Source organism: Nissabacter archeti, from assembly GCF_018257325.1.
Taxonomy (GTDB): domain Bacteria; phylum Pseudomonadota; class Gammaproteobacteria; order Enterobacterales; family Enterobacteriaceae; genus Chimaeribacter; species Chimaeribacter arupi.
The window spans coordinates 377,303-402,779 of the sequence record NZ_JAERKB010000001.1; the positions used below are offsets into that span (position 1 = coordinate 377,303).

The 25,477-nt window shown below is 61.0% G+C and carries 25 protein-coding genes; 15 read left to right on the top strand and 10 right to left on the bottom strand.

Annotation, left to right across the window (positions count from 1 at the left end; all coding sequences use genetic code 11):
* Positions 1-51: 51 nt before the first annotated feature.
* From JK232_RS01610 to JK232_RS22985, 5 genes are all read left to right on the top strand, one after another.
* Complete coding sequence (locus JK232_RS01610) at positions 52-396, top strand: hypothetical protein (RefSeq protein ID WP_072928387.1); 345 nt, start codon at positions 52-54, stop codon at positions 394-396.
* A 2-nt stretch (positions 397-398) separates the two neighbouring features.
* Positions 399-1,157 (top strand): metallophosphoesterase family protein, encoded by a 759-nt coding sequence (locus tag JK232_RS01615; protein WP_246538174.1) that lies wholly within the window; start codon positions 399-401, stop codon positions 1,155-1,157.
* A gap of 127 nt (positions 1,158-1,284) precedes the next feature.
* On the top strand, positions 1,285-1,518 hold the full coding sequence (locus tag JK232_RS01620; protein ID WP_072928385.1) for a hypothetical protein: 234 nt from the start codon (positions 1,285-1,287) through the stop codon (positions 1,516-1,518).
* Positions 1,508-1,726, top strand: a complete 219-nt coding sequence (locus tag JK232_RS01625; protein WP_101828826.1) for a hypothetical protein — start codon at positions 1,508-1,510, stop codon at positions 1,724-1,726. Before JK232_RS01620 ends, JK232_RS01625 begins: the two co-directional genes overlap by 11 nt.
* Positions 1,727-1,852: 126 nt before the next feature.
* A complete protein-coding gene (locus JK232_RS22985; RefSeq protein WP_212588681.1) occupies positions 1,853-2,071 on the top strand; it encodes an IclR family transcriptional regulator domain-containing protein in 219 nt (72 codons plus the stop codon).
* A gap of 57 nt (positions 2,072-2,128) precedes the next feature.
* On the opposite strand, the gene nadS is transcribed toward JK232_RS22985, so the two are convergent.
* The 3 genes from nadS to JK232_RS01645 all read right to left on the bottom strand — a co-directional run bounded on the left by nadS (position 2,129) and on the right by JK232_RS01645 (position 5,277).
* A complete protein-coding gene (gene nadS, locus JK232_RS01635; protein WP_101855170.1) occupies positions 2,129-2,422 on the bottom strand; it encodes a NadS family protein in 294 nt (97 codons plus the stop codon).
* Complete coding sequence (locus JK232_RS01640) at positions 2,422-2,739, bottom strand: hypothetical protein (protein WP_072928381.1); 318 nt, start codon at positions 2,737-2,739, stop codon at positions 2,422-2,424. Before JK232_RS01640 ends, nadS begins: the two co-directional genes overlap by 1 nt.
* A gap of 312 nt (positions 2,740-3,051) precedes the next feature.
* Positions 3,052-5,277, bottom strand: coding sequence for a TonB-dependent receptor (locus JK232_RS01645; protein ID WP_212588682.1), 2,226 nt, complete (start codon positions 5,275-5,277; stop codon positions 3,052-3,054).
* Positions 5,278-5,462: 185 nt separating this feature from the next.
* On the opposite strand from JK232_RS01645, the gene JK232_RS01650 reads away from it, so the two are divergent.
* Positions 5,463-5,930: a hypothetical protein gene (locus tag JK232_RS01650; RefSeq protein WP_212588683.1), complete on the top strand. Its 468-nt coding sequence runs from the start codon at positions 5,463-5,465 to the stop codon at positions 5,928-5,930.
* Between the two features lie 17 nt (positions 5,931-5,947).
* Here JK232_RS01650 and JK232_RS01655 read toward each other — a convergent pair whose 3' ends face one another.
* On the bottom strand, positions 5,948-6,361 hold the full coding sequence (locus JK232_RS01655) for a DUF2000 domain-containing protein (protein ID WP_212588684.1): 414 nt from the start codon (positions 6,359-6,361) through the stop codon (positions 5,948-5,950).
* Between the two features lie 137 nt (positions 6,362-6,498).
* Here JK232_RS01655 and JK232_RS01660 point away from each other — a divergent pair, with 137 nt between their 5' ends.
* Positions 6,499-6,993 carry an Lrp/AsnC family transcriptional regulator gene (locus JK232_RS01660; RefSeq protein ID WP_212588685.1) on the top strand — a complete coding sequence of 165 codons (495 nt, stop codon included), beginning with the start codon at positions 6,499-6,501 and terminating at the stop codon, positions 6,991-6,993.
* A gap of 189 nt (positions 6,994-7,182) precedes the next feature.
* Here the strand turns inward: JK232_RS01660 and JK232_RS01665 are convergent, their stop codons facing one another.
* Positions 7,183-7,989 carry a hypothetical protein gene (locus JK232_RS01665; RefSeq protein WP_212588686.1) on the bottom strand — a complete coding sequence of 269 codons (807 nt, stop codon included), beginning with the start codon at positions 7,987-7,989 and terminating at the stop codon, positions 7,183-7,185.
* A 460-nt stretch (positions 7,990-8,449) separates the two neighbouring features.
* Here JK232_RS01665 and JK232_RS01670 point away from each other — a divergent pair, with 460 nt between their 5' ends.
* Positions 8,450-9,490, top strand: coding sequence for a hypothetical protein (locus JK232_RS01670; RefSeq protein WP_212588687.1), 1,041 nt, complete (start codon positions 8,450-8,452; stop codon positions 9,488-9,490).
* 3 nt (positions 9,491-9,493) lie between these two features.
* Here the strand turns inward: JK232_RS01670 and JK232_RS01675 are convergent, their stop codons facing one another.
* Together JK232_RS01675 and JK232_RS01680 are read right to left on the bottom strand one after the other, a co-directional pair.
* Positions 9,494-10,477 (bottom strand): NAD(P)H-quinone oxidoreductase, encoded by a 984-nt coding sequence (locus JK232_RS01675; RefSeq protein ID WP_212588797.1) that lies wholly within the window; start codon positions 10,475-10,477, stop codon positions 9,494-9,496.
* Between the two features lie 85 nt (positions 10,478-10,562).
* Entirely contained in the window at positions 10,563-11,690 is a 1,128-nt protein-coding gene (locus JK232_RS01680; RefSeq protein WP_101828817.1) for a DUF1615 domain-containing protein, read from the bottom strand.
* A gap of 194 nt (positions 11,691-11,884) precedes the next feature.
* On the opposite strand from JK232_RS01680, the gene JK232_RS01685 reads away from it, so the two are divergent.
* Entirely contained in the window at positions 11,885-14,179 is a 2,295-nt protein-coding gene (locus JK232_RS01685) for an FdhF/YdeP family oxidoreductase (RefSeq protein ID WP_101828816.1), read from the top strand.
* A gap of 143 nt (positions 14,180-14,322) precedes the next feature.
* Complete coding sequence (locus tag JK232_RS01690; protein ID WP_212588688.1) at positions 14,323-14,769, top strand: GNAT family N-acetyltransferase; 447 nt, start codon at positions 14,323-14,325, stop codon at positions 14,767-14,769.
* Between the two features lie 20 nt (positions 14,770-14,789).
* Here JK232_RS01690 and JK232_RS01695 read toward each other — a convergent pair whose 3' ends face one another.
* Positions 14,790-15,359, bottom strand: a complete 570-nt coding sequence (locus JK232_RS01695; protein ID WP_212588689.1) for a hypothetical protein — start codon at positions 15,357-15,359, stop codon at positions 14,790-14,792.
* A gap of 276 nt (positions 15,360-15,635) precedes the next feature.
* Here JK232_RS01695 and JK232_RS01700 point away from each other — a divergent pair, with 276 nt between their 5' ends.
* Together JK232_RS01700 and JK232_RS01705 are read left to right on the top strand one after the other, a co-directional pair.
* Positions 15,636-17,411 (top strand): sensor domain-containing phosphodiesterase, encoded by a 1,776-nt coding sequence (locus JK232_RS01700; RefSeq protein ID WP_212588690.1) that lies wholly within the window; start codon positions 15,636-15,638, stop codon positions 17,409-17,411.
* Between the two features lie 114 nt (positions 17,412-17,525).
* Positions 17,526-18,524 (top strand): magnesium and cobalt transport protein CorA, encoded by a 999-nt coding sequence (locus JK232_RS01705; RefSeq protein ID WP_072928371.1) that lies wholly within the window; start codon positions 17,526-17,528, stop codon positions 18,522-18,524.
* A 67-nt stretch (positions 18,525-18,591) separates the two neighbouring features.
* Here the strand turns inward: JK232_RS01705 and JK232_RS01710 are convergent, their stop codons facing one another.
* Together JK232_RS01710 and JK232_RS01715 are read right to left on the bottom strand one after the other, a co-directional pair.
* Positions 18,592-18,870: a type II toxin-antitoxin system HicA family toxin gene (locus tag JK232_RS01710; protein WP_101855162.1), complete on the bottom strand. Its 279-nt coding sequence runs from the start codon at positions 18,868-18,870 to the stop codon at positions 18,592-18,594.
* Between the two features lie 4 nt (positions 18,871-18,874).
* The gene (locus JK232_RS01715; protein WP_072928369.1) at positions 18,875-19,171 is read right to left on the bottom strand and encodes a DUF1902 domain-containing protein; all 297 of its coding nucleotides are present in this window, start codon (positions 19,169-19,171) and stop codon (positions 18,875-18,877) included.
* A gap of 242 nt (positions 19,172-19,413) precedes the next feature.
* On the opposite strand from JK232_RS01715, the gene JK232_RS01720 reads away from it, so the two are divergent.
* The 3 genes from JK232_RS01720 (at position 19,414) to JK232_RS01730 (ending at position 25,454) form a co-directional block, all read left to right on the top strand.
* Positions 19,414-20,679 (top strand): acid phosphatase, encoded by a 1,266-nt coding sequence (locus JK232_RS01720; protein WP_101828812.1) that lies wholly within the window; start codon positions 19,414-19,416, stop codon positions 20,677-20,679.
* Positions 20,680-20,982: 303 nt separating this feature from the next.
* Complete coding sequence (locus tag JK232_RS01725) at positions 20,983-22,275, top strand: MdtA/MuxA family multidrug efflux RND transporter periplasmic adaptor subunit (protein ID WP_101835833.1); 1,293 nt, start codon at positions 20,983-20,985, stop codon at positions 22,273-22,275.
* Entirely contained in the window at positions 22,272-25,454 is a 3,183-nt protein-coding gene (locus tag JK232_RS01730; RefSeq protein ID WP_212588691.1) for an efflux RND transporter permease subunit, read from the top strand. Before JK232_RS01725 ends, JK232_RS01730 begins: the two co-directional genes overlap by 4 nt.
* Positions 25,455-25,477: the final 23 nt, after the last annotated feature.

The following is a 25,477-nucleotide window of genomic DNA, read 5'->3' on the forward strand; positions in this document are numbered from 1 at the left end:
GCAACCGGCGCACTATACTCAACGGTTTACCCCCTGACTAAGGAGCCGGACATGGCACAGCCAGACCAGACCAAACGCCGCCACTACACCCTCTATTTCGCAGACAACCACATTCTGGCGCGCAACAGCGACCAGCACCTGATTGACCTCGGCACAGTGGAGCAGCGCGACGGGGGGTTCCACTATCTGCTGGACGGTGACAACAGCGAGGGCCACGACCTGCCCACCGCCAATGCGGTGCTGGAGGATGTGGAACGCAACCTGACGTTCCTGTTCCTTGACGGCCAGTTCACCAGCCTGCCGGATCTCACGGAGGAGTATGGCGAGGCGGTGGAGACGGCCCCGGCGCGCGAGATTGCACTCGATGAGCTGGCCACCGGGCTGGACCCGGCCTGAGCATGAAGGCGATGCGGCGGCTGGCCGCCCTTTCCGATATTCACGGCAACCTGGCCGCGCTGGAGGCGGTGCTGGCAGACATCGCCGGGCAGGCGGTAGACGCAGTGGTAAACCTGGGTGATTGTCTCTCCGGCGCGCTGCAACCGGCAGAGACCGCCGACCGCCTGATGGCGCTAAGCTTGCCGACCATTAAGGGCAACCACGAGCGGCAATTGCTGACCGGCACCCCGGAGACGCTGGGCCTCTCTGACCAGCACGCCCACCGCGCATTGCGTGCAGAACATTGGGCGTGGCTGGAGAGTTTGCCGGCAGAGCTGACGCTGGATGGCGACATCCGGCTGGTGCACGGCGTGCCCGGCGACGATCTCATCTATTTTCTGGAGGAGGTGACCGCTCAGGGCGTGCAGCCCGCCGCGATGGAACAGGTCATCGCCCGCGCGCAGGGCGTGGAGGCTTCCCTGATCCTGTGCGGCCATACCCATTTGCCGCGCCGGGTAGAGCTGCCGGATGGGCGGTTGATCGTGAATCCCGGCAGCGTGGGGTTGCAGGCGTATGAGGATGACCACCCGTTCCCACACCAGATGGAAGCCGGTTCCCCCTATGCACGTTATGCCCTGCTTGAACGTAACGCGCATGGCTGGCAGGTGGAATTCCGGCAGGTAGCGTATAACTGGGAACAGGCGGCAGCGCTGGCCGCGGCCCACCAGCGGCCGGACTGGGTTACGCCGCTGCTCACCGGACGGATGCAGGCGGGCGGCTGAACGGCTGCCCTCTTACATCCGCTTACAGTTTACGCGTCGTTTTTTTGCCCGCCTTGCGTTTTATTTAACACATCTTTAACAGAAGCCGGGCTGCACGCCGGGTTTCCGCAGATGCATACAAGGCGTTATGACCCCACCGCGCAAACGTTTTATCCTGAATTTTCTTTTTGGGCTGGTGCTGTTCTCACTGGTTAACCTGACGTTGTTCAGCCATCGCCCCCATCCCGTGCTGCATGCGCTGATCACAGCGCTGTTTTTTGCGGGGCTGGTGGCGTGGGTCACCGGCCCGTGGGGCGCGCGGCTGGGGCAATGGCTCAGGAAAATTTTGTTTTCAAGGAAAAGGAGACACCATGAACGATAAGGCCCGCCGGCTGAAAACCAGCCTCACCCTGTTGCAGTTGTTTATCGCGATTGTGCTGATTGGCCACTCTTCACTGCGCCTCAGCGCCCCGGATACCCGCTACGTTGACCTGTTAATCTGCCTGCTGGCCTGGGTCGGCACGGCCACCGCGCTGAAGGCGGTATGGCGTGCCTGGTGCTGGTATCAGGGGCGTGAAACCGCGCTTTAGTTCATCCTGACCTGTTTCTGCGCCTCCAGAAAACCGGGGCGCGCCGGGGCGGGTTCCGTTATCGCCCCGCTACCCTCGTTACCGATTTGCCAGTTCCCCAGCCCGTGCGGTTGGTACGGCGGCCAGGTGCGGCCCCGTTGGCGTGCTCCCCGCGCGCAGGGCTACGCCATCGATCGCGGGGAGCACGCCGGCGGCGTCTGTGGGCTGGGGGGGCTGCGGACGGCCACCGCGGAGCGCGACGCGCTGTCGCTGGCTGTCCCGGCGTACCGGTTCAGCGACAGCCTGGAGAGCCTTCTTCGGACGCTGAGGCAGTGCAAAGCGGAGATCGAGGCACAGGCGGGGTGACGCACGATGAAAGAAGAACCCCGCCGGGAGGCGGGGTTGGGGTCTGCAGCAGAGGTATCAGCGCGCAGCCAGCGCCTTAATCACGTTTTCTGGATCCTGCTCAATCGCCCGTAATAATGCCTGTGCCGGGCCGGTAGGAGAGCGGCGTCCTTGCTCCCAGTTTTGCAGGGTAGAAATACTCACTGAAATTAATTGGGCAAAACATGATTGGGATAATCCGGTTTTAGCCCGCAGTTGCCTGATTTTTGATGGCGTTACCTCCGTGACACGGGAAGGCTCGCGAGTGCCTTCAATGATCTCGTTCATCTGTGTCATGCTGGCCGTAAGGCGTTCAAACAGTTTTTTATCCATTACCAATTCTCATTCAGGTGGCGAAGCACTCTCTTTTCAGCGGGAGACAGGTCATCTTTTATCCCTTTCGCATACAGCAGCAATAACCTGATATTGTCTGTTGCACCTACGTGATAATAAATCACTCTGGCTCCACCCCGCTTTCCCTTACCTTTGCCTGGCAAAATCCATCTTATCTTACGCAATCCCCCCGTATGGGGAATGACGTCACCTTCAGTGGGGTTGTCAGCGAGGTATTGCTGGAACAGTTGATATTCCTCGTCTGAAAAAAATTCTTTAACATCTTCCGTGAAGATTGGAGTCTCAATAAACAGCATACCTATACGCCAGTGACTTATCAATGCAAGCAGTTTATCCGCTTCGCGTTGTGCGCCAATGACGTATATCATGTTTTAAGCTATTGTCACATAACCATAAAAAAATCGGCAGGTGCCTGCCGGTCAGCTCTCCTCCCTCAGAACCAGATCTCCGCCTGTACGCCGAAATTCCAGGTGCCGCCGGCGGTGAAGCCGACACTGCCCGGCTGGCGGGGTAGCCGGGGCGGCCATGATAAAAAGCACCCGGCCCGGTTAACAAAAAAGGCCCGTTATCCGGGCCTTTGCTAAGGAAAATGCGTCACGCACGCGGCGTCAGAAATCCACGGTCATGGAGAGTTTCAGCTCGCGCGGGTCGCCCTGGGTGAGGTAGCCGCCGGCGGCGGACGCCCAGTAGTGTTCGTTGGTGACGTTTTCCACCCCGGCGCGCCAGACGATGTTGTTCTCGCTGCGTTGCATGTCGTAGCGTACGCCCAGGTCCAGGCGCGTCCAGGCAGGCAGTTGCAGGTCATTCGCTTCATCCGCGTACTGCCCCCCGGTGCGGATCACCTTGCCGGTGGCGGTGACACCCGCCAGCCCAGGAATGTCATATTCGCCGGAGACCACCCAGTGGTAGCGCGGCACGCCGACCGCGTCTTTGCCGTCATAGCTGCCGTCCTGGGTTTTGGTCATCTCCGGGTCGAGCAGCGTCAGGCTGCCGTTGAGGCGCACGCCATACACCGGTTCGCCGAACAGGTTCAGCTCCAGGCCGCGGTTACGCACTTCGCCGTAGTTGCCGTAGTCGTAGTGGTCGCCCGACAGCTGGTACATGCTCTCCGGCTTAGTGATTTCAAACAGCGCCAGTGACGCCGCCACCCGGCCAAAGTCCGCTTTCACGCCCACTTCGTCCTGTTTGGAGGTCACAATGCCCGCCGTCTGGCCGCCGTTGCTGACGCGCAGGCCGTTGTAGGTGGTGGCCCCGCTTTCACCGGCCTGCAACGCCTCGATATGGTTGGCGTAGAACGAGACGTTATCCCAGGGTTTGAGCACCAGGCCAAAGGCCGGGGTGACTTTGGTTTCGTCAAACGTGCCGGACTCCACGCCATCGTAGCCGTAGTTACGCACCGCGATGCTCTGGCGGCGCAACCCGGCGATCACCTGTACCCGCTCATCCAGCACTGACAGCGTGTCGGAGATCGCATAACCCTGGTTGCGGATACGGCTGCGCACGTGCGGGTCGCCCATGTCTCCGCCGGCATAGCGGTCAACCAGCGGTTCGGTGTGTGCCACCGGGGCATAAATATTGCTGCTGACCGAGGCGGTGGTCAGGGTATAGGCGGAGCGCGTTTTGGTGTAGGCATTGGAGTAGCCGATGTTGATGCGGTGGCTGACGACGCCGGTGTCAAAGGTGCCGCGGATACCGGTGTTGCCGGAAACGTTGTCCGAGAAGTAAGGCACGGTCATGCGGCTCATGGTGGTGTCGCCGGCGTCATTGGCCAGCGTCGGTGAGCTGTATTTGCCATATTCATGGTTATGGCTGGCACCCAGCGCGCCGTACACCGTCCAGTTCTCCGCCACGTCATACTCGCCTTTCAGCATCCCGAACTCGGTTTCAAGATCGGTATAGGCCCACTGCTGGCCGTAGTTGGTGGTGGCGGACGGCGCATCAGGAATGCGGGTGGCGCTGCCGGTATAGACGACCGGGCGGCCGCCGTGCACCGTCTGGTGGGCTGCGCCGACATCAAGTGAGCCGCGGAAACGGTCGCCCCGGTAGTCCAGCCCCAGGCTGCCGCCGGTCAGGCGGCGTTTCTCGCCGTCAATCGCCGTTTCGCCTTCGCGGTGGATCAGGTTAACCCGCACGCCAACGCGGTTGTCTTCCCCAAACCGGCGGGCCAGATCCAGCGAACCGCCGACCTGTGAGGCCGAGGTGTAATCCAGGGAGACGCGCGTCAGCGGCGTGTCGTCGGCACGTTTCGGCTCGATGTTCACATTGCCGCCGACCCCGGTGCCGCCCGGCGGCACGCCGTTCAGAAACGCGCTGGCACCTTTGAGCAGTTCCACGCGCTCCGCAAAGAAGGTCGAGACGATCTGGCGCGGCAACACGCCGTACAGGCCGCCGTAGGAGATGTCATCGGTGGCGAGCGTGAAACCGCGCACCACATAGTTTTCCGCAAAGTTGCCGTAGCCGTAGCTGCTCTCGACCGAGGCGTCATTGTCCAGCACGTCAGAGAGCGTATGCGCCTGCTGGTCTTGTAAGAGTTTGCTGGTGTAACTGACGATGCTGAACGGCACATTTTCCGCTTTCTGCTCCCCCAGGAAACCGAGGCGACCGCCGTTGGCGATCTGCCCGTCCAGGTAGGCGGGCACCAGCGCATCACTGCCGGCGTTGAAGGTGCTGTCCGGTGCGGTGGCGGTCACCACCAGCTGGTCACCCTGCGGGGCGGGCTGAGGCGTGTCTGATGTGGCCGCGCCCGGTTCTGCGGCATTCGCCACCCCGGCTGCGGCCACGAGGGCCAGCAGGATCTGGGTGGACAGCATTGTTTTTTTTATGGCTGAGTGCATGCGCTAATCCCTGTAAAAAGAAATGATAACCGTTATCATTATCACCGCGCATTATCATGAGTCGACAGGGGTTTGGCAAGATGTAACAGAATGGCAGGCAGGTGCTGCCCGAAGGGGTTAATCTGTATCAGTCAATGAAAAGATTGCCTGCGCTTAGGGCATCATCTGTTTATCACGGAGGGTGTATGAAAATTCAGTATTCGACGTTAACGATTGAAGATGCCTCTGGGGAGAGTTATCCCCTGAAGCTCACGTATAGCCCTGAGGGCGACATTGAAGAGATTGTGTTCCCAAACGGGAATGTGATCCCTGCGGATCTTCGGAACCCTCTTGTCAGTTATTTTCAGGCGCTGGGGAAAAAAGTCTCGACGCCTGGAGAGTGGACCCTGACACGCATCGACATCACGCAATTTAACGCAGGCCTTTATTCATACCGGCCACGTTACGATGCTCAGCATCGCCTGACGCATTTTACTGATGAGCGGGATTTTCCGCTGATCGCCAGTGAAGAAGAGAGCCTGATTGCCAGCTTAGAAAAAATACCCGACCACTTGCCGGGGGCGTTCCAGGCGCAGGATGTGCATGCGCTGCCGGAGGAGACCCCAAAAAAACAGCCAGGTGAAAATCTGGCCCCTAAACGAGGCCGGGGGTAACACGGGCCACCCGGCCCCTAACGCAACAGTTTCAGCGCGCCGGTCAGCGAACTGACCCACTTTTTCGGCCCGCACAGCGCGATGCCGTCCAGCGTTTCGCCGGAGAGGTTGCGCTCCGGCAGTACCTGGCCGTACTCGTCGAAATCGTGCATCCGGCGGGCAAAGGCCGGGAAGACCACCACCGCTTTAATGTCATTCGCCCCTTCGCTGCGTTTCAGCAACGCCTGTAAGGTCGCTTCGTCCGCCTGCAATACCGGCATCGGCAATCTGGAGCTGACATCAATCTCCAGCCCGGTCACGTCCGTGAGTTTGCCGCCAAACACCTGCGGGTGGCGGGCGCCCAGCCCGGCGGCCAGGGTGGCAGCGGTGTTGGCCACCAGCCCCACCGGCAACGCCGGGTTCACGATAATGGCTACACGGTAATCACTCATGTTCACACTCTCCTGCGGGTTAAGGTCTGGAGAGAGTGTACGCTGCCGCGTGGGGTAAAAATTTTCTTTCTCACCACTATTCCGCTGTTTTATGGTAAGCATTACCGCTATCAATTTTTATAAAGGAAAATTATTCCATGACCTTGACCCGTCAGGACACTCTCCTGCTGAAAGCGCTGCAAACGGACAGCCGCATCACCAATCAGGCGCTGGCTGAGGCGGCCGGCATGGCCCCCTCCCCCTGCTGGCGGCGCGTTAAGCAGCTGGAAGAGGCGGGGTTGATTACCGGTTACCGCGCGCAGCTTGACCGGCAAAAGCTCGGGCTGGGGCTGCTGGCGTTTATCCGCATCAAAATTGACAGCCACAGTGAGCAGGAAGCGCTGCGTTTTGAAGCTCAGGTGCAGGAATTGCCGCAGGTGATCGCCTGTTACGCCACGGCGGGCAGTGCTGATTTCCTGTTGCAGGTGGTAGCGCAGGATCTGGAGCAGTATTCGGAATTTGCGATGGCGGTGATCCGGCGGCTGCCGGGCATCAAAGAGATGGAGACGTCGTTTGTGCTGAAAGAGATTAAACCCTATACCGCCTTGCCGCTTGGGCTGGGGAAAAACCGCCCACGGCTGGACGAATTTTAACCCCGCCCGGCGTAACCGGTTCCGGCCGGAAACATCACCGGCCGGAATCGGGCGAAGGCCGCGCAGGACGCGGGCTACAGGCGATAACCTGTGGTTTTTTTCCCGCTTACCCACACCCTGACGGCCCATTTATCCACAGAAAATGTGGATAACTCTGGATGGAGTGAGAAACTTTATCCCTATACTCACTCAAGGTTTAGGATAAAATTTGCTGCATTCAATACCGTATAAGCTATCTGTCAGCGGATTGCCGGTACAACAATCTAGTCCATCACGGCCTACATAGCTGCCTGCATAACAGGCACCGGGCAATAATATTTGCCATGTTTTCCCTGAGGTATTTTTTTTGCGGATATTTAATGCATAAGCACATTTTTTTGTCCGCTGCTGCTCTATATTTACTTCTTTATTAAACTTCTTCTCGCCCATCTTTATACACCGTTCAAATGCAGGAAGATCATCACGTTGTTTTCTATTTGCCTCTGCTATGACTGCTTTGCATTTTTCATGCTGCGGATTATTAATACAATTAACATTTGAAAGGTAGCGTCGGGCGAGCTGTTTCAAATCCTGACAGTAAGCATTAAGCTCGGGTGGGTTCTGACTGATGGGGCAATATTTCTCAATGAATTTCGGTGTGACATCAAATTTATTAGAATGGGGGCCATTTCCTCGATACATCACATCCATGCAGTGACGTGCATCTTGTTCAAAACAGATACGGCACGGCTGCCCAGGAATACAATCTTCATAAGGAGGTGTAGGACGTGTTGGTAAAAAAGCATTGGCCGTGCCGTTATGTTCTTCCTTAAATACTACATGAGCATCACAGCCACCGGGGCAGGACTTCCCATCGTTATACACCGTAAGTTGCATCTTCTGCCCCGTTGCGGCGCTGGCTGGGAAGCCGGCCAAGAGGGTAAACAGCAGCGCGGCGGTCCGCAGGCAGAACGACAGGCACCGGCAATGGCCGGGTAAATCCGGATTTTTTTTCATGATAACGCTCATTTTATTAACCAGAAGAGAGAGTCCGCTATCAGCGGCCAGGCTGGCGCTGAATAACCTCACACAAACAAATCACGCTATTCATTTTCTTGCTAACAAATAAATCACCGTTTTATTTTCCGGCGTATTCTATTATGTAGACGCTGGCCAATAATAAAGCAACCCGATATAAATAGCGGAGGAGCCACATTGCCCGGCAATTAAAACGTTTACATTAAAACCCTTGCGTCTCTCCCTGTTCAGCACTCAGCACCTGAGCCTGTTTCTTTATTATGCTATAAGGCTATTCACCATGAAGACGATAATGTGGCGGGGCAAAGCATCACAACGTAATGCAATTTTTTTCGTGCTGTTATTACCGGCCTGTGCGGATTATTTTCACCCTTATATTCAGCCCACGCTGGTCAATGTCTGTAAGCCTGATAATAAAGACCGGTGCCCAACATTTCCTGTGACTCAGGCCAGCATTACCCAGTTACACAGGATGATCGCAGAGGTGAATGCCCGGCTGGCGAGCCGCACCGCCACCAACCGGGCGCTGAACCTCACCACCTATGCCCTGACGCTGGGGCTGGGGGCCAGTCTGGCGACCGGCGCGTCGTTAACGTCGCACAGCTCGCAGCTCCTGGTATTAAGCGCCGCCGCAGCCTACGGTGCCAATACACTCTTTTTCCCGCCGACGGTCGAAGGGGCTTATTTAGGTGCCGGTACCGTACTGAGCTGCCTCGCCATGCGCGGGAATAATCTGATGGCGGCATATCAACAGGCGAAAATGGCTGCCCCGCCCAAAACAGCTTATTGCCCTGACGCAGACAAGATCAATGCCGCCTGGCATCAACTGCAAACAACCCTGAACACAACAGAGGCGGGTGACAGTGGCTTTGGCGCAACCCTGACAGACGCGCAAAATAACGTGATTCAGTCTTTGAACCTGCAACTGCTGAGCGCCAACCCCAGCCCGGAAGCTATTCTGGCTTCAGCCAAAAGCAGCCTGGCGGCGGTGGCAGGCGTTGTAACACCGGCCGCTTTATCAGCATCAAAATCAAAAGATACGAAACCAGCTTTATTTAACGAACTTAATTTTGGAGAAACGTGCGCACTTGCCAACCCCGCCCAAACCCTGGCAAATCTGACCAGGCTAAACGACCACCTTAATCAGCAGATTAACCTGATTGGCGCGCTGGACACTCATTGCCTGGCTGCCGATCGGCTGGTGCTGCCGCTGACGACGCTGAACAGCACGATCATTCTGTCGAAAGACGAAAAGCAGACGCTCGCCTTCAGCGGCGGTAAACCACCGTTCACCCTGGCGTGGCAGGGGAAAGTACCTGCCGCAGAGGTGATTGCCGTAAGCGTGGAGAGCACCAGCCGCACGGTGCGGCTGGAGAGACTGGCGGGAAACGTGGATAAGGACACGGAAGTGACGCTGCAGCTCAGTGACAGTAATATTCTTCCGCAGCGCCTGTTACTGACAATAAAGCTGGTGCCTTAGCGCTTACCCCGCCACCTTCAGCACAATCTTGCCGATGTGCTCGCCGTTTTCCATGCGGCGGTGGGCATCCGCGACCTGGGCCAGCGGGTAGACTTTGTCGATCATCGGCAGGCAGCGGCCGGCGGAGAGCGCGGGCCAGACCTGCTCGTGCAGCGCGTCGGCAATCTCCGCTTTCTGCGCGGCAGTGCGCGAGCGCAGCAGTGACCCAGTGACAATCGCCTGTTTTGCCAGGATCGGCATCACGTTGATCTCTTTGGCCACCGCAGAGCCGAGGAAGCCGATGATCACCAGCCGCCCGAACTGCGCCAGCGAGGCGATGTTGCGCTCAAAATAGGGGCCGCCCATGATGTCGAGGATCACGTCGACGCCGTTGCCATCGGTGTGCTCCGCGATCGCCTCGGCAAAATCCTGCTCCCGGTAGTTGATGGCGGTGGCCCCCAGCGCCCGGATGGCAGCGCATTTCTCTTCACTGCCGGCGGTGGCGAACGCCTCAATGCCGCGTTCACGGCACAGCATCAGGGTGGTGGTGCCGATGCCGCTGGTGCCGCCGTGCACCAGCACTTTGTCGCCTTTTTTAGCCTTGCCCATGGCAAACACATTGGCCCAGACGGTGAAGAAAGTCTCCGGGATTGCCGCGGCGCTCTCCATCGACATGCCGTCCGGCACCGGCAGCGCCTGGGTGGCAGGCACCGTGCAGTATTCCGCATAGCCGCCGCCGTTGGTCAGCGCGCAAACGCGGTCACCCACCTGATAACGGCTGACATTGTTGCCCACGGCGACCACTTCCCCGGCAATCTCCAGCCCCGGCACCGGGTCCATGCCCGGCTTCATCGGGTAGTGGCCGGCACGCTGGAGCACATCCGGGCGGTTGACGCCCGCCGCATGGACTTTCACCAGCAGTTCGCCCTCAGCCGGTTGCGGCACCGGGGCGGTCTGCGGTTGCAACACCTCCGGCCCGCCCGGCTCGGTGATGGCGATAAAGGTCATGGTGTCCGGCAAGGTAATCTGTGACATAAGCTCTCTCATGGTGTGTGCATTTCTTTATAGCGTAGGCGATCCTGCGGCCGGCTGATTAGCTGGATGTGGCCTTTGCCATACAGCGCTGGTAACGGTCGTTGACCCGGTTGGCAAACCAGGCGGTGGTCAGCTTACGGGTGATTTTCGGGCTTTCCAGGGTGATCCCCGGCAGCACCGCACGCGGCACCGGCTTCCCGGCCAGCTTGTCGGCGCGGGCATAGACGCGTTGGTAGAGCGTGGTGTCACTGAAGCCCTCCTCTTCGCCCTGCTCCAGCGCGCGGCGGATTTCGCGTTCGCTGAGATCCAGCGTCTTGCCCAGCGTGCGCACCGCCAGCTCCGTGGTGCCGGGGGTGTCGCTGTCATAGCGGATCAGGTCACCGTCCAGCGCCAGCGGGATGCCGCTGATGCGGCTTACCGCCTGCTGGAAAGCGGCGTTGCGGCTGGCGTACCACCCGGCGTTGAAATCGGCGAAGCGGTAGAGCGGTGTCGGGTAGTCCGTTGGGTAGCCGAGCAGGTGCATCGTGCCGAAATAGATCCCGCCACGGCGGCTGAAGACTTCCCGGCGGATAGAGCCGTCCACCGGGTAGGGGTAGCCTTTGGCGTGGGCTTCCGCAAACGCGATGCTGACCTGCATCGGCCCGCCGGTATGCACCGGGTTAAGGTTGCCGAACAGCCGCTGGCCCATCGGCACCATGCCGATGAAATCATCAAAAATCTCGCTCAGCTCTTTCTCATTGCGCACCTTGTCGAGCCGCGCGCTGTAGGACTTTCCATTGGAGGACGGGATCAACAGCGCGGTACGCACCACAAAGGCCGGGATGTGCTTCTCCCCGGCGCGGCGCTCAATCTCCTTCCAGGCAATCTTGCCCAGCCCCGGCACCGGCGCATCCGCCTTGAAATTGGACTCCTGCTCCGTCACCGCCAGCACCGCGCAGAGGTTGCTGTGGCTTGGGGTCAGTTGCTGGGCGGCAAAGGCCGCGGTGATGTCTGTGGCCCAGCCTTTGCGGTCAGCGGCGGAAGCGGGCATCAGCCGCACCACCTCGGCGTGCACGTCGGCCGGGCGTATCTCAGGCGCCTCGGTTTTCGGTTTGCTGGTACAACCGGCCAGCGCCAGCAGCGCCACCCACGCCAGCGGGCGCACAGAAAAACGCACAGGCGGCACAGAAAAGGCAGTCAGTTCCATAAGTTCCCTATCATCGTGGTCAGGCGGGCGTGAAGCGTCCCTTTGTGACTACCGTAACAAATCCCTCGGGGGTGAACCAGCCACTGATAGCGGCAGCCTATCGGTAACGCCGGTTTTTCATGCTGCCGGGTGATTTTCTTAACATGCACTACAATTTTCCTAATCGTTTCTGAAAGCAAGAGTGAGAGCATAAGATGAAAGAGAAGAATGGAGCGATTGGGATTGCCCCTTATGGCGGCTCAGCGGGTGGCTGGGGCGCACTGAAAGCGGTGGCGGATGCGATCCGCGGCCAGATGGCAGTGAAACAGGATGTGATTGCGCTGTTCAGGATGAACCAGCCGCAGGGGTTTGACTGCCCCGGCTGTGCCTGGCCCGACCCGCTGCACACCTCGTCATTTGAGTTTTGTGAGAACGGCGCGAAAGCGGTCTCCTGGGAGGCCACCGGCAAACGCGCCACGCCGGATTTCTTCGCTGCGCACCCGGTGAAAGAACTGTGGGAACGCCACGATTTTGATCTGGAAAACGAAGGGCGCCTCACCCATCCGATGAAATATGATCGCGACACTGACACTTATCAGGTCATCGAATGGGACACCGCCTTCCAGGAGATCGGCGCGCTGATGCAGGGCTATGATGACCCGGACAGCGTGGAGTTTTACACCTCCGGCCGCGCCTCGAATGAGGCGGCCTTCCTCTACCAGTTGTTCGCGCGCGAATACGGCACCAACAACTTCCCGGACTGCTCCAACATGTGCCACGAGCCGACCAGCGTCGGGCTGCCGGTCTCCATCGGCGTCGGCAAGGGCACGGTGGAACTGGAAGATTTCGACCACTGCGATCTGGTGCTGTGTGTCGGCCATAACCCCGGCACCAACCACCCGCGGATGCTCGGCACGCTGCGGGAAGTGGCGAAACGCGGCGGCACCATTGTGGCGTTTAACCCATTGCAGGAGCGCGGGCTGGAGCGCTTTACCTCCCCGCAAAGCCCGCTGGAGATGCTGACGCTCAGCTCAACCCGCCTCTCCTCCACCTACTACAAGGTGCGGGTCGGCGGTGACGCGGCGATGGTCAAGGGCATCATGAAATCGCTGCTGTCGCTGCACAACGAGGCGCTGAGCAAGGGCGAAAAAGGGGTGATTGACGAGGCGTTTATTGCCGAGCACACCCAGGGCTTCGAAGAGCTGAAAGCGGACCTGGAAGCGACTGACTGGGCGGACATTGAGCGCGTCTCCGGCCTGAGCCACAAAGACATCCTGCACATCGCCCGCCTGTACGCCAAAGCGGAGCGCACCATCCTCTGTTACGGCATGGGCATCACCCAGCACCAGTACGGCACCAAGAATGTGCAGCAGCTCGCCAACCTGATGCTGATGCGCGGCAACATCGGCAAGAAAGGTGCCGGTATCTGCCCGCTGCGCGGCCACTCCAACGTGCAGGGCGACCGCACGGTGGGCATTACCGAGATCCCGAACCAGGCCCTGCTGGACGGCATTGAGCGCACGTTTGGCTTCACCCCGCCAACCAAACATGGCCACGGTGCCGTGGCGACCATCCGTGCGATGCACGAGGGCAAAGCCAAAGCGCTGTTCTGCCTCGGCGGCAATTTGCCGGTCGCTATGCCGGAGCCGGAAACCTGTTTCGAGGGGATGCGCAAGCTGGATCTGGCGGTGCATATGGCCACCAAGCTGAACCGCTCGCACCTGGCGGTGGCGAAGCACACCTACCTGTTCCCGGTGATTGGCCGCACCGAGCGTGATACCCAGCTCTCCGGCGACCAGTCGGTGACGGTGGAGGATTCGATGTCGATGGTGCACGCCTCACGCGGGTCGCTGGAACCCGCCTCGCCGCACCTGAAGTCAGAACCCGCGCTGGTGGCGGCGCTGGCGAAGGCTTCCCTGCCCAATACCGTGGTGCCGTGGGACAAGCTGGTGTCTGACTACCACTTCATCCGCGATGCGATTGAGTCGGTGTTCCCGGCGTTCAAGGACTTCAACAAACGCATCATGAATCACGGCGGTTTCCGGCTCTATAACGCCGCCTCGGAGCGCAAATGGAACACCCCAAGCGGCAAGGCCAATTTCATTGTGATGCACGGGATTAACGAAGACCCGCGTTCGGCGCAGGGGCATGACCTGGTGCTGACCACCCTGCGCAGCCATGACCAGTACAACACCACGCTGTACGGCATGAATGACCGTTACCGCGGCGTCACCGGCCGCCGCGATGTGCTGTTCATCAACGCGGATGAAGCGGAAAGCCGCCGGTTGCGCGTGGGTGACAAGGTCAACGTGGTGGCGCTGGCCCCGGACGGCACACCGACCGCGCGCCGGATGGATAACCTGACGGTGGTGGTGCATGACATGGCCCCCGGCTCGGTGGCGACTTACTACCCGGAAGGCAACGTGCTGGTGCCGCTCAACAGCTATGACGATGAGAGCGGCATCCCGGCCTATAAAAATGTGCCGATTGCGCTGGAGCACTGTGCCTGACCGGCGCAGGAGCCTGACGTAACCCCGCTCAGCCGCCCCCTCCGGGGCGGCTTTTTTCTGCCTGCCGGGTGCGGCCGCAAAAAGCCCGCGACAACCGCCGCTGCCGCACGTCACAATACGTTTTTCCCTATGGAGTCAGGCCGATGCTACGAAAAATGACCGAACCGGAGTTCGCGCCCTGGGCGCAGCTGTTTCTGGCGGAATACGCCGATGACCTCAGCGCCAACTATGATTTCGACGCGCTGCGGGCGCGGTCAGAGGCGCAACAGGCCCTGCACGCGGTGCTGCCGCAGGGCGTGGAGACGGAACGGCAGGTGCTGCTGGTGATTGAACATCAGGGCGAATGCGTGGGCTACCTCTGGTATCAGCGTAATGAAACCAATGCCTTCATCATGGATTTCCTGGTCTTGCCGCCGTTCCGCGGTGCAGGGCATGGGCGGCAGGCGCTGGCCGACCTGGAAACACAGCTGGCCGCCGGGGGCATCAGCGAGGTGCGGCTGCGGGTGGCGGCGGACAACCCGCGCGCCCGGCAGCTGTATGAGGCCTGTGGCTACCACATCACCGGCCACAATATGAGCAAACAGGTGTAAGCGGTGCAGGCCGCCCGGCGCTACGGGCGGCGCAGCACCGGGGCGACCGGGTCGTCCCACACCAGCCGGCGGGCGGTGGCATCATAGCGCAGGCGGATTACCCCGTCCGGGTGCTCCGCCGCGCCCGGCCCCAGGTCATCCAGCGTGGCGCGCCCCGCCTGACAGGCCACGGCAAACTCCAGGAAGGCGGCCACGGCGGCCTCATAGGCAAACGCCGGGTCATTCACCGGCAACGGCAGCCGGAAATGGGCCCCAGGGGTGTCCGCGTCCAGCGCCAGCGGCGCGACGTCGTTCTTCAGCATCCCTTCGCGCGCGGGCTGTTGGGCGGCCACCTCACGGGCAAAACCGCCGAGCCGCTGTTTAAGCCAGTCGTAGGCATCTTTCGCCAGTTCGCCGACCAGGGCCGCCAGAAATGTCTGTGCAAAAGCGACAACCACCAGCGCCGGGGTGGTGAGTTCAATGGTCACCGGGGCGCCCGGCGGCGCACGGCGCAGATGCAGTTCGATCCCGCGGGTGGCGAGATCGGCCTGTAACCCGGCGATCTCATCTGCGGCACTCTCTCGGTATTGGGTCAGCACAATCTGCGGCATGGGGTTTCTCCAGGGGCTGCGCCCGGTGGCGCGGGTGTAAAGAAAGCATAGCCGAGAGATAACGGCAAAGGGGCTGCCGTTGCGGGTGAACGTCTCAACGCGATCGCGTGCTTCTCTGTTCCCTCCGCGGCTCAGCACTGCGCACAGAGAGAAATTCGCCGCATTTCCTCTATGGAATTTGCCTTATTCCCTGCTTTCGGCGCTTATTTCCACGTTCTTCTTGTATTTTTTGCGGAACAGGCTGTAATGACCAGCCACGTACCTAAGGTAACCACCATGTCCAGCCTTGTCCGCCAGGATGATCAACCCCGCTTGCAGGCGTTAAAAGATCTTCAGATCCTTGACGCCTCCCAGGATGAGATCCTGAATAAAATTACTGCGTTGACCTGCAAAATGCTGGATATGCCTACCTGTCTGGTGACCCTGATCACTGATGAGAAGCAGTGCATCAAAGCCAAAACCAACTTCCCGCTGGATGAAACCAGCCGCGACGACGCCTTCTGCCAGTACACCCTGCATAATGACGGGGTGCTGGTCTGCCCCGATACCTGGCTGGATGAACGGTTCTACCGCCTGCCGCTGGCCCGCCAGCCGGAACAGCCGCTGCGCTTTTATGCCGGTGCGCCGCTGACCACCGACGACGGCGTGGCGATCGGCAGCCTGTGTGTGATCGACTACCAGCCGCGCACCTTTACGGCCGAGCAGTGCCGCACCCTGCAGGAGATGGCCGCAGTAGTGATGGCGCTGTTGCAGTCACGCAGCGCCGTGGGGCTGGTGGATGCGGTGACCGGCCTGCCCAACCGCCAGCGGCTGATTGCGGATTTGCATGAAATCCTGAGCGGGCCGCCGGACTGCGTGCTGGTATTGATTGACTGCATCAACATCACCTACGCCTATGAAATGGGCCGCTCGCTGGGGATGCCGATGGTGGAGCAGATGCTGTGCGAAATCGGCGATGCCCTGCACCGGGCGTTCTGTGGGCAGGAGAAAATCTACTGCGTGGCCACCGGCCGTTTTGCGCTGTGGGTGCCGCAGGCTCGCAGTGAAACCGTGCTGCACACGCTGATGCAGTGCTCAGAATCCCTGCCCGCCGGCCTGAGCCTGCCGGTGCCGATCCGCCTCGAGATGCACATCGGCTATACCGGTTTCCGCGTGCCGGTTGCGGCCCCGCAGCAGGTGTTACGCAAAGCGATGAGCGCCCTGCATGACGCCATCGACCAGGAGATGCCGTTGATGCCCTACCGTCAGGAGAGTGACGAGGCGCAAAAAAGGGCGTTCCGCCTGCTGAGCGATCTGGTGGAGTGCCTGGACCGTGACACCGGCCTCTACCTGATGTATCAGCCGAAATTTGATGTCAAAGGCGGCCACGCCGTGGGGGCCGAGGCGCTGCTGCGCTGGCAGCACCCGGAATTCGGCGCGGTTTCCCCCGCGCAGTTTGTGCCGCTGGCAGAGAACACCACGCTTATCCGCCCGCTCACCCAATGGGTGATCGCCCAGGCCACGCGCCAGCTCCGCCAGTGGCGCAACCAGGGCATTATGTTGCCGGTGGCAGTCAACGTGGCGGTCAGTAACTTTGCCGAGCCTGACTTTGTTGACCGGCTGCTGGCGCAGCTGAAAGCACATGACCTGACCCCGGCGGATTTAGAGATCGAGTGCCTGGAGACGCAGAAAATTTTAGGCAGCCCGGCGGCGCTCGCCTGTTTGCGGCGGCTGCGCGAGGCGGGCTTTGTGCTGGCGCTGGACGATTTCGGCAACGGCCACAGCAACCTGACCTACCTGAAAAGGATCCCGGTTGACGTCATCAAGCTTGACCAGTCCCTGATCCGCCCGCTGCAGTATGATGCCGACTGCCGGATCATCGTCGAGCAGATCATCGGTATGCTGCATATGCTGAAATATGTGGTGGTGGCGGAGGGCGTGGAGGATGAAGCCACCCTGGCCTGGCTGCACCGCGCCGGGTGTGACCGGGTGCAGGGCTTCCACCTGGCCCGGCCGATGCTGCCGGAAGCCGTGAGCGCCCTGCTGCGGCCGGACGCCGTGCCGGAAGCCTGATGTCATAAATTTATACAACTTGCCACGTCTGCTTACCGGGCTGTCACGCAAAGTGCGGCAATTCAGGCTACGCTGTGGGGAGGATCCCCTATTTCCCAACAGTGTCAGGACGTTATGCACACAAAAAATGACCAACAACAGCCCTCGGAACAGAGGGTAAAAAGCATGGCTTACCGCAACGGCAAAGCGGTGGGCGAAGTCACTTCCGAGAACATCAGCGAGATGCTGGCCGCGCCGGACACCTTTATCTGGCTCGGGCTATGGCAACCGGACAACGATTACCTGCGCCACATTCAGCAGGAATTTAACCTGCACGACCTGGCGATTGAGGACGCCCTCACCGCCCACCAGCGGCCGAAAATCGAGCAGTACGGCGACACCTTTTTCATCGTGGCGCATACCGCGCAGAAAATCCGCGACCGCATTGAGTATGGCGAAACCCACCTCTTTTACGGCAAAAACTTCCTGATCACCGTGCGCCACGGCGCCTCCTCCAGCTACGCCAAGGTGCGCGAGCACGCCGAGCAGTGCCCGGAGCAGCTGGCGCGCGGCCCCGGCTACGCGCTCTACTGCGTGCTCGATTTCATCGTGGACAACTACCTCGGCATCGTTGGCGAGTTTTCCAGCCAGTTCGAGGAGATTGAGTCCCGCATGTTTAAAACCGAGTTTGACCAGAAAGCGGTGCGGCAGGTTTACCACCTGCGCCGCCACCTGCTTTCGCTGCGCAACGCGGCGGTGCCGATGCAGGACATCTGCGGCCAGCTACTGCACCATGACGGCTTGCTGCCGAAGGAGTTGCGCGATTACATGCGTGACGTGCAGGACCACGCGCACCAGGTGATCATGCTGACCGATGACATGCGCGAAATGCTGACCAACGCCACCCACGTCAACCTGGCGCTGGTGTCGGTGCACCAGAACGAAGTGGTGCAACGGCTGGCGGGCTGGGGGGCGATCCTCGCGCTGCCCACGGTGGTGTTCAGCCTTTACGGCATGAACTTCAAAGATATGCCCGAGCTGGACACCAGCTGGGGCTACCCGCTGACGCTCGGCATCACGGTGGTCGGCTGCCTCTGGCTCTACCTGAAACTGCGGCGCGCCGGGTGGCTGTGAGTGTTCTGCCCCCTGCGTGATGCCGGGCAACCTGACGACCAGCCGGTAACAAACCGGCGCTGCCGGCTCAGGTGCGTTCCAGTTGCTGCAGGGTGATCTGTTTTTTGCAATACGCGTAAAGTTTCCGGTGATTCACCTCCGCCTGCCTTGCCATCGCTTTGATCAAATCGGCGGCAAAGGGGGCGGTATGTTTAGACACCGTCACCACCTGCTTTTTCCCCTGGGCGTTATAGCGGATCCATTTTTCATGGCCGGTGGCCCCTTTAGGCTGTAATACAAACCCCATATCCGCCAGCGCCCTGGCGAGTTCCGCATAGGTTAAGGTGCCGACCCTGGCGTTAAACATGGTGCTACAGGGCCGGGCAAGGTTCGGTAAAGACCGAAGATGGCCCTTTGGGCAGGTTGAGTTTCATCAAGAGTGCAATGCGGTAGTACTTTACCCAGAGGCTGAACGGTGCACGGCGGCGCAACATCGCCTCGGTGTGCTCAGGCTCGGCACCGGCTTCCTGAAGATAATCCGCAATCTGTTCTTCCAGCGCATCCCTGGCTTTTTGCATTGAATCCGACTGCGCCGCCAATGAGAGGTCCAGACAAATGGCGACTATCACCCCGTTTTGCGGGTAGATCATGCAACGTAAATTTTTCATGGTTTCTCCTTAATGCCCCGGCGCGCAGTGCCGGAACAGGAAGAATGTTATCGGCTCCCCCCACCTCGCAACAAGTCATACGTCGCTGAAATGCGCAGCGCATTCCAGGAAAAGATAAGGCCGTTCAAAGGCTGCACAGAATAATAGAGGGTTAGCGCAGCGCCGTGTTGCGTTGACATAAAAACGTCATCCGGGCGGTTTACCCTGCTGGCGGCAAGGTAAACTTAACAAGGACTTAAATCATGCGCTTTTCCCGCACGTTGATGGCCGGCGCACTGCTGGCCGCACTGGCCGTGCAGGCCGCTGAGGCCGCCCCGGATGTCACCCGCCTCACCCCGATTGTCGACAGCACCACCCCGGCGGCGGACTCCCCGGCGTTTGTGTCGCTGGAGGCCACCATGCTGGCCGGTTTGCAGCACGCTATCCAGGGCACCGCCCCGGCCCTGACCCGCGCGCAGCTGGAGCAGGCGAAGCAGCACCAACAGGCAGACACCGCCTGGCTCAAGGCCAGCGGCTATGACTTCGGCACAAAAGCCAACCAGCAGGCGGGGATTGCGTTGCTGGAGCCGTTCAACGCGCTGCCGGCGGCCGTTAAAACACAGAGCCTGGAGACCGTCACCGCCATCAACCGTGACGCCACCCAGGGCGAACGCCATCAGGCGCTGGCCGATGCCGAGGGCATCAGCTACCTCTACTTCCTGGCGGACGCGATGGGGCCACGGCTCGGCCAGGCGTTCCTGACTGCCTATGACAAGGGTGAGCTGGGCAAGGCTGCCGCACTGATCAAGGCGAGCGAAGTCAGCACCGGCGCGGCGAAAAAACATTTCAACTATGCACGCCCGTTCCTGCAAACCGGCAACAGCATCCATCTGGTGCCGGATAACGTGGTGATCGCCGACGGCCACCCCTACACCGCCGATGGCGGGGCGTTCCCCAGCGGCCATACCAACACCGGCTACACTGATGCGCTGCTGATGGCGGAGATGATCCCGGAGCGTTTTGTGCCGCTGCTGGATCGCGGGGCGCGTTACGGCTTCTCCCGCGTGGTGCTGGGCGTGCACTACCCGCTGGATGTGATGGGCTCGCGCATGATTGCCGAGCGCAATGTCGCCCACTACCTGAATGACCCGGCCTATCGCACGCTGTTTGAGCAGGCGAAAACCGAACTGCGCAGCGCGCTGGAAAAAGAGTGCGGCATGAGCCTGGCGCAGTGTGCGGCCCCCCAGGGGCAGGATGACCCGTACACCGCCCCGGCGATGCGCAGCTTCTACCGCTTCACCATGACTTACGACCTGCCGAAGGCCACCGCCGCCGCCACGCCGCTGCAGGTGCCGGCCGGGGCAGAGGTGCTGCTGGAAGCGCCGCTGCCGCAGCTCAGTGCCGCCGCCCGCCGTGACCTGATGCGCCATACTGCCCTGGCGGACGGCTACCCGCTCTCCGGCGGCGCAGGTGAGCAGAACTTCTGGCAGCGCCTGAACCTGCATGACGCCGTGCTGGCCGCCAAATAACCCGCTTCCCCCAGCCAGACCGGCCGGTCTGGCTGCTTTTTCAGCATACTTCATGAAAAAACGATGATTCGCGTGCTTATCTGATGGCGCGGACAGGGGTTTTTCTGCTAAAACCCCGCGCCACACCGCCCTGCGCACGCAGCGCCCGGCGCGTCGGCCCGCTTTTTCCAGGGCGAAAACACAAACCATGCTAATCTGTTAGCCACACATTTTTACGCAATGCTTACGGTCTGCGGCCTATAACCGGCCCCCCGGCCCTTGGCATAATGCTTTTCTTTTTTTACAGGACAATTCGGCACCGGCATGAAATCCCACGCACACTCCCCGTTTTCCCGGCGTAACTTTCTTCTTCTCCTGCTGGTCATCGCGCTGATTGCCGGTGGCTGGCTCTACTTTTCCCGCCAGCCGTCGGCCCCCGGCGGGATGGGAGGCGGCATGGGTGGCCCCGGTATGATGGGCGGCGGCATGGCGACGCCGGTACAGGCAGGCGTGGCGAAACAGGCGGATGTGCCGGTTTACCTCTCCGCGCTCGGCACCGTGGTGCCGAATGCCAGCGTCACCGTCACCAGCCGGGTGGATGGCCAGCTGATGAAGGTCTATTTCACCGAAGGGCAGCAGGTGGAGGCCGGGCAGTTGCTGGCGCAGATCGACCCGCGCAGCTATCAGGCCACGCTGGCGCAGTACCAGGGGGCGCTGGCGGAAAATCAGGCGCTGCTGAAAAGCGCGCAGCTGACCCTCGCCCGCTATAAAACGCTCTACGCGCAGGACTCGCTGTCACGGCAGGATCTGGAAACCCAGACCGCCACCGTCGGCCAGTACCTCGGCACCATCAAGGCCGATCAGGCGCAGATTGAGGCGGCAAAGCTCAACCTGGAGTACACGCGCATCACCGCGCCGGTCAGCGGCCGCGTCGGCCTGCGGCTGGTGGATGCAGGCAACATGGTGCACAGCAGTGACACCACCGGCATCGTGACCCTGACCCAGACCCAGCCTATCGCCGCGACCTTCAGCGTGCCGCAGGCCAGCCTGCAAACCGTGCTGAAGCCGCTGCACCGGGGCGAAACGCTGCCCGCCACCGCCATCGACCAGGACGGCAGCAGCGTGCTGGCGCAAGGGAAACTGAGCTTTATCAGCAATGAGATCGACACTGCCACCGGCAGCATCAAGCTCAAAGCGCTGTTCGACAACCAGGATGAGCAGCTCTACCCGAACCAGTTCGTCAATATCCGCCTGCAAACCACTACGCTGAAAAACGCCGTGGTGATCCCGGCGCAGGCGTTGCAGCTCAGCAGCGACGGCGATTTCGTTTATCTGGTGAACAAAGACAATACCGTGACCCGCAAAGCGGTGAAAAGCGGCCCGGCGTTCGGCAACACCTGGCAGGCGATCCTCTCCGGTGTCGCCGCGGGCGACCGCGTGGTCACCACCGGCATTGACCGCCTGCAGGACGGCGCGAAAGTGCGCGTGGTCACCGCACAGGCCGCGTCCACCGGTGCCACCCCGGCAGCCGGTGGCCAACCGGCGACGGCCACGGACAAGAAAGCCCCGGCCACGGATGCCGCCTCCCCGGCCGCTGACGGGAACGCCGCGCGATGAACCCGTCCCGCCTGTTTATCCAGCGGCCGGTCGCCACCCTTTTGCTGATGGCGGCGATCCTGCTTTCCGGCCTGTTTGCCTACCGGATGCTCTCCACCTCGGCACTGCCGCAGGTGGACTACCCGACCATCCAGGTGACCACCCTGTACCCCGGTGCCAGCCCGGATGTGATGGCCTCTGCCGTCACGGCCCCGCTGGAGCGCCAGCTCGGGCAGATGGCCGGGCTGAGCCAGATGTACTCCACCAGCTCCGGCGGCGCGTCGATCATTACGCTGAAATTCAGCCTGGATCTCTCGCTGGATGTGGCGGAACAGGAAGTGCAGGCGGCGATTAACGCTGCCGACAGCCTGCTGCCCAGCGACCTGCCCAACCCGCCGACCTATAAAAAGGTCAACCCGGCGGACAGCGCCGTCATTACGCTGGCAGCCACCTCGCCTTCTTTGCCGCTGATTAAAGTGCAGGATCTGGTGAACACCCGGATTGCGCTGAAGCTGTCGCAAATCTCCGGCGTCGGCATGGTGACGCTGGCAGGCGGCCACCAGCCGGCGATCCGCGTGCAGATGAACCCGCAGGCGCTGGCGGCGCATAACCTGACGCTGGAAGACGTCAATACGCTTATCGGCAACAGCAACGTCAACGGCTCCAAAGGCGGCTTTGACGGCCAGTACCACTCCATCACCATTGATGCCAATGACCAGCTGCGTACCGCTGAGGAGTACGGCAACCTGATCCTGACCTATCAGGACGGCGCGGCATTGCGGCTGCGGGATCTCGCCACCATCACCGAGGCGGAGGAGAACAGTTACCAGTCCGCCTGGGCCAACCGCCAGCCGGCGATTGTGATCAGTGTGCAGCGCCAGCCGGGCGCCAACGTGATTGCCGTGGTGGACGCGATTAAGAAACAGTTGCCGGCGTTGCAGGCCGCATTGCCGGACGGCGTCACCGTGTCGGTGCTCTCTGACCGCACCCAGACCATCCGCGCCTCCATCAGTGACGTGCAGTTCGAACTGGTGCTGTCGATTGCGCTGGTGGTGATGGTGACCTTCCTGTTCCTGCGCAACCTCGCCGCGACGCTGATCCCCAGCATCGCGGTGCCGCTGTCGCTGGTCGGTACCTTCGGCGTGATGTACCTCGCCGGGTTCAGCGTCAATAACCTGTCGCTGATGGCGCTGACCGTGGCCACCGGCTTTGTGATCGATGACGCCATCGTGGTGGTGGAGAACATCTCGCGGCGGCTGGAACAGGGCGAAACGCCGATGCAGGCGGCGCTCAACGGTTCGAAGCAGATCGGCTTTACCATTATCTCGCTGACTTTCTCACTGATCGCGGTGCTGATCCCGCTGCTGTTTATGGGTGACGTGGTCGGGCGGCTGTTCCGCGAGTTCGCCATTACGCTGGCGGTGTCGATTCTGGTGTCGATGGTGATTTCCCTGACGCTGACGCCGATGCTCTGCGCCTACCTGCTGCGCCATATCCCGGAAGCACAGCAGAGCCGCTTCTCCCGCAAGGGCGGCGAGGTGTTTGACCGGCTGATCGCCGGTTACGACCGCCTGCTGACGGTGGTGCTCAACCACCAGCGGCTGACGCTGCTGGTGGCGCTGGCGACGGTGGCGCTCACTGCCCTGCTCTACCTGGTGGTGCCGAAAGGCTTTTTCCCGGCACAGGACACCGGGCTTATCCAGGGCATTACCGTGGCCTCGCAGGATGTGTCGTTCAAGGAGATGAGCCGCCGCCAGCAGGCGCTGGCGGACATCATCCTGAAAAACCCGGCGGTGGAGAGCCTCTCTTCCACGCTCGGCATTGACGGCACCAACACCAGCCTCAACAGCGGGCGGATACAGATCAACCTGAAACCCTTTGATGAGCGGGACGAACGCGCTGACGTGGTGATTGACGAGCTGAAACAGGCGGTGGCGCAGGTGCCGGGCATCCAGCTCTATCTGCAATCGTCGCAGGATCTCACGGTGAATGATCAGGTCACACCGAGCCAGTACCAGTTCACGCTGGACGATGCCGACAGTGAAAACCTGGTGGAGTGGACACCGAAGCTGGCGGCGGCGATGTCGGCCAACCCGGCGTTCCGCGACGTGGTCAGCAACCTGCAGGATCAGGGCCAGGTGGCTTATGTGGAGCTGAACCGCGACGCGGCGGCGCGCTACGGCATCACCGCCGCGGACGTCGATACCGCGCTGTATAACGCCTTCGGCCAGCGGCTGGTTTCCACCATCTTTACCCAGTCGAACCAGTACCGCGTGGTGCTGGAAGTTGCGCCGCGCTTCCAGCAGTCGCCGGCATCGTTTGATGATATCTACCTGGCGACCAATAACAGCGACAGCAGCACTGACAGCACAACCACCACGGACAGCAGCACCAGCGGCAGTTCCACCAGCACCAGCACCAGCGCTACCAACGGCATGGTGAAACTCACCTCGATTGCCGCCATCCACCAGCGCACCGGCGCGCTGGTGCACGCCCGGCTGAACCAGTTCGCGGCGGTGACGCTCTCCTTCAACCTGAACGAGGGCTATTCACTGGAAGAGGCGCAGCAGACGATTACGGACATCAGCCGGCAGCTTAAGGTGCCGTCCAGCATCACCCTGCGCTACCAGGGCGAAAGCGCGGCTTTCCAGAGCGCCACCGGCAACACGCTGTGGCTGATCCTGGCGGCGCTGCTGACCATGTATGTGGTGCTGGGCATTTTGTATGAGAGCTTTATCCACCCGGTAACCATCCTCTCCACCCTGCCCTCGGCGGCGGTCGGCGCGCTGCTGACGCTGCTGCTGGCGGGCACGGAGTTCAGCCTGATTGCGTTGATTGGCGTGATTCTGCTGATCGGGATTGTGAAAAAGAACGCCATCATGATGATCGACTTCGCGCTGGAGGCGGAGCAGAAACAGCACCTGTCACCGCGTGAGGCGATCCACCAGGCCTGCCTGCTGCGCTTTAGGCCGATCCTGATGACCACCATGGCCGCGCTGCTCGGCGCCCTGCCGCTGATGCTGGCGCACGGCTCCGGCGCGGAACTGCGCCAGCCGCTCGGGCTGGTGATTGTCGGGGGGCTTATCTTCAGCCAGGTGCTGACGCTGTTCTCCACGCCGGTTATCTACCTCTACTTTGACCGGCTGGCGATCCGCGGCCGGGCACTCTGGCGGCGTAAAGGCCCGCAGGGGGCACGATGAGCGAACCGCGTGAACCGCGCCGG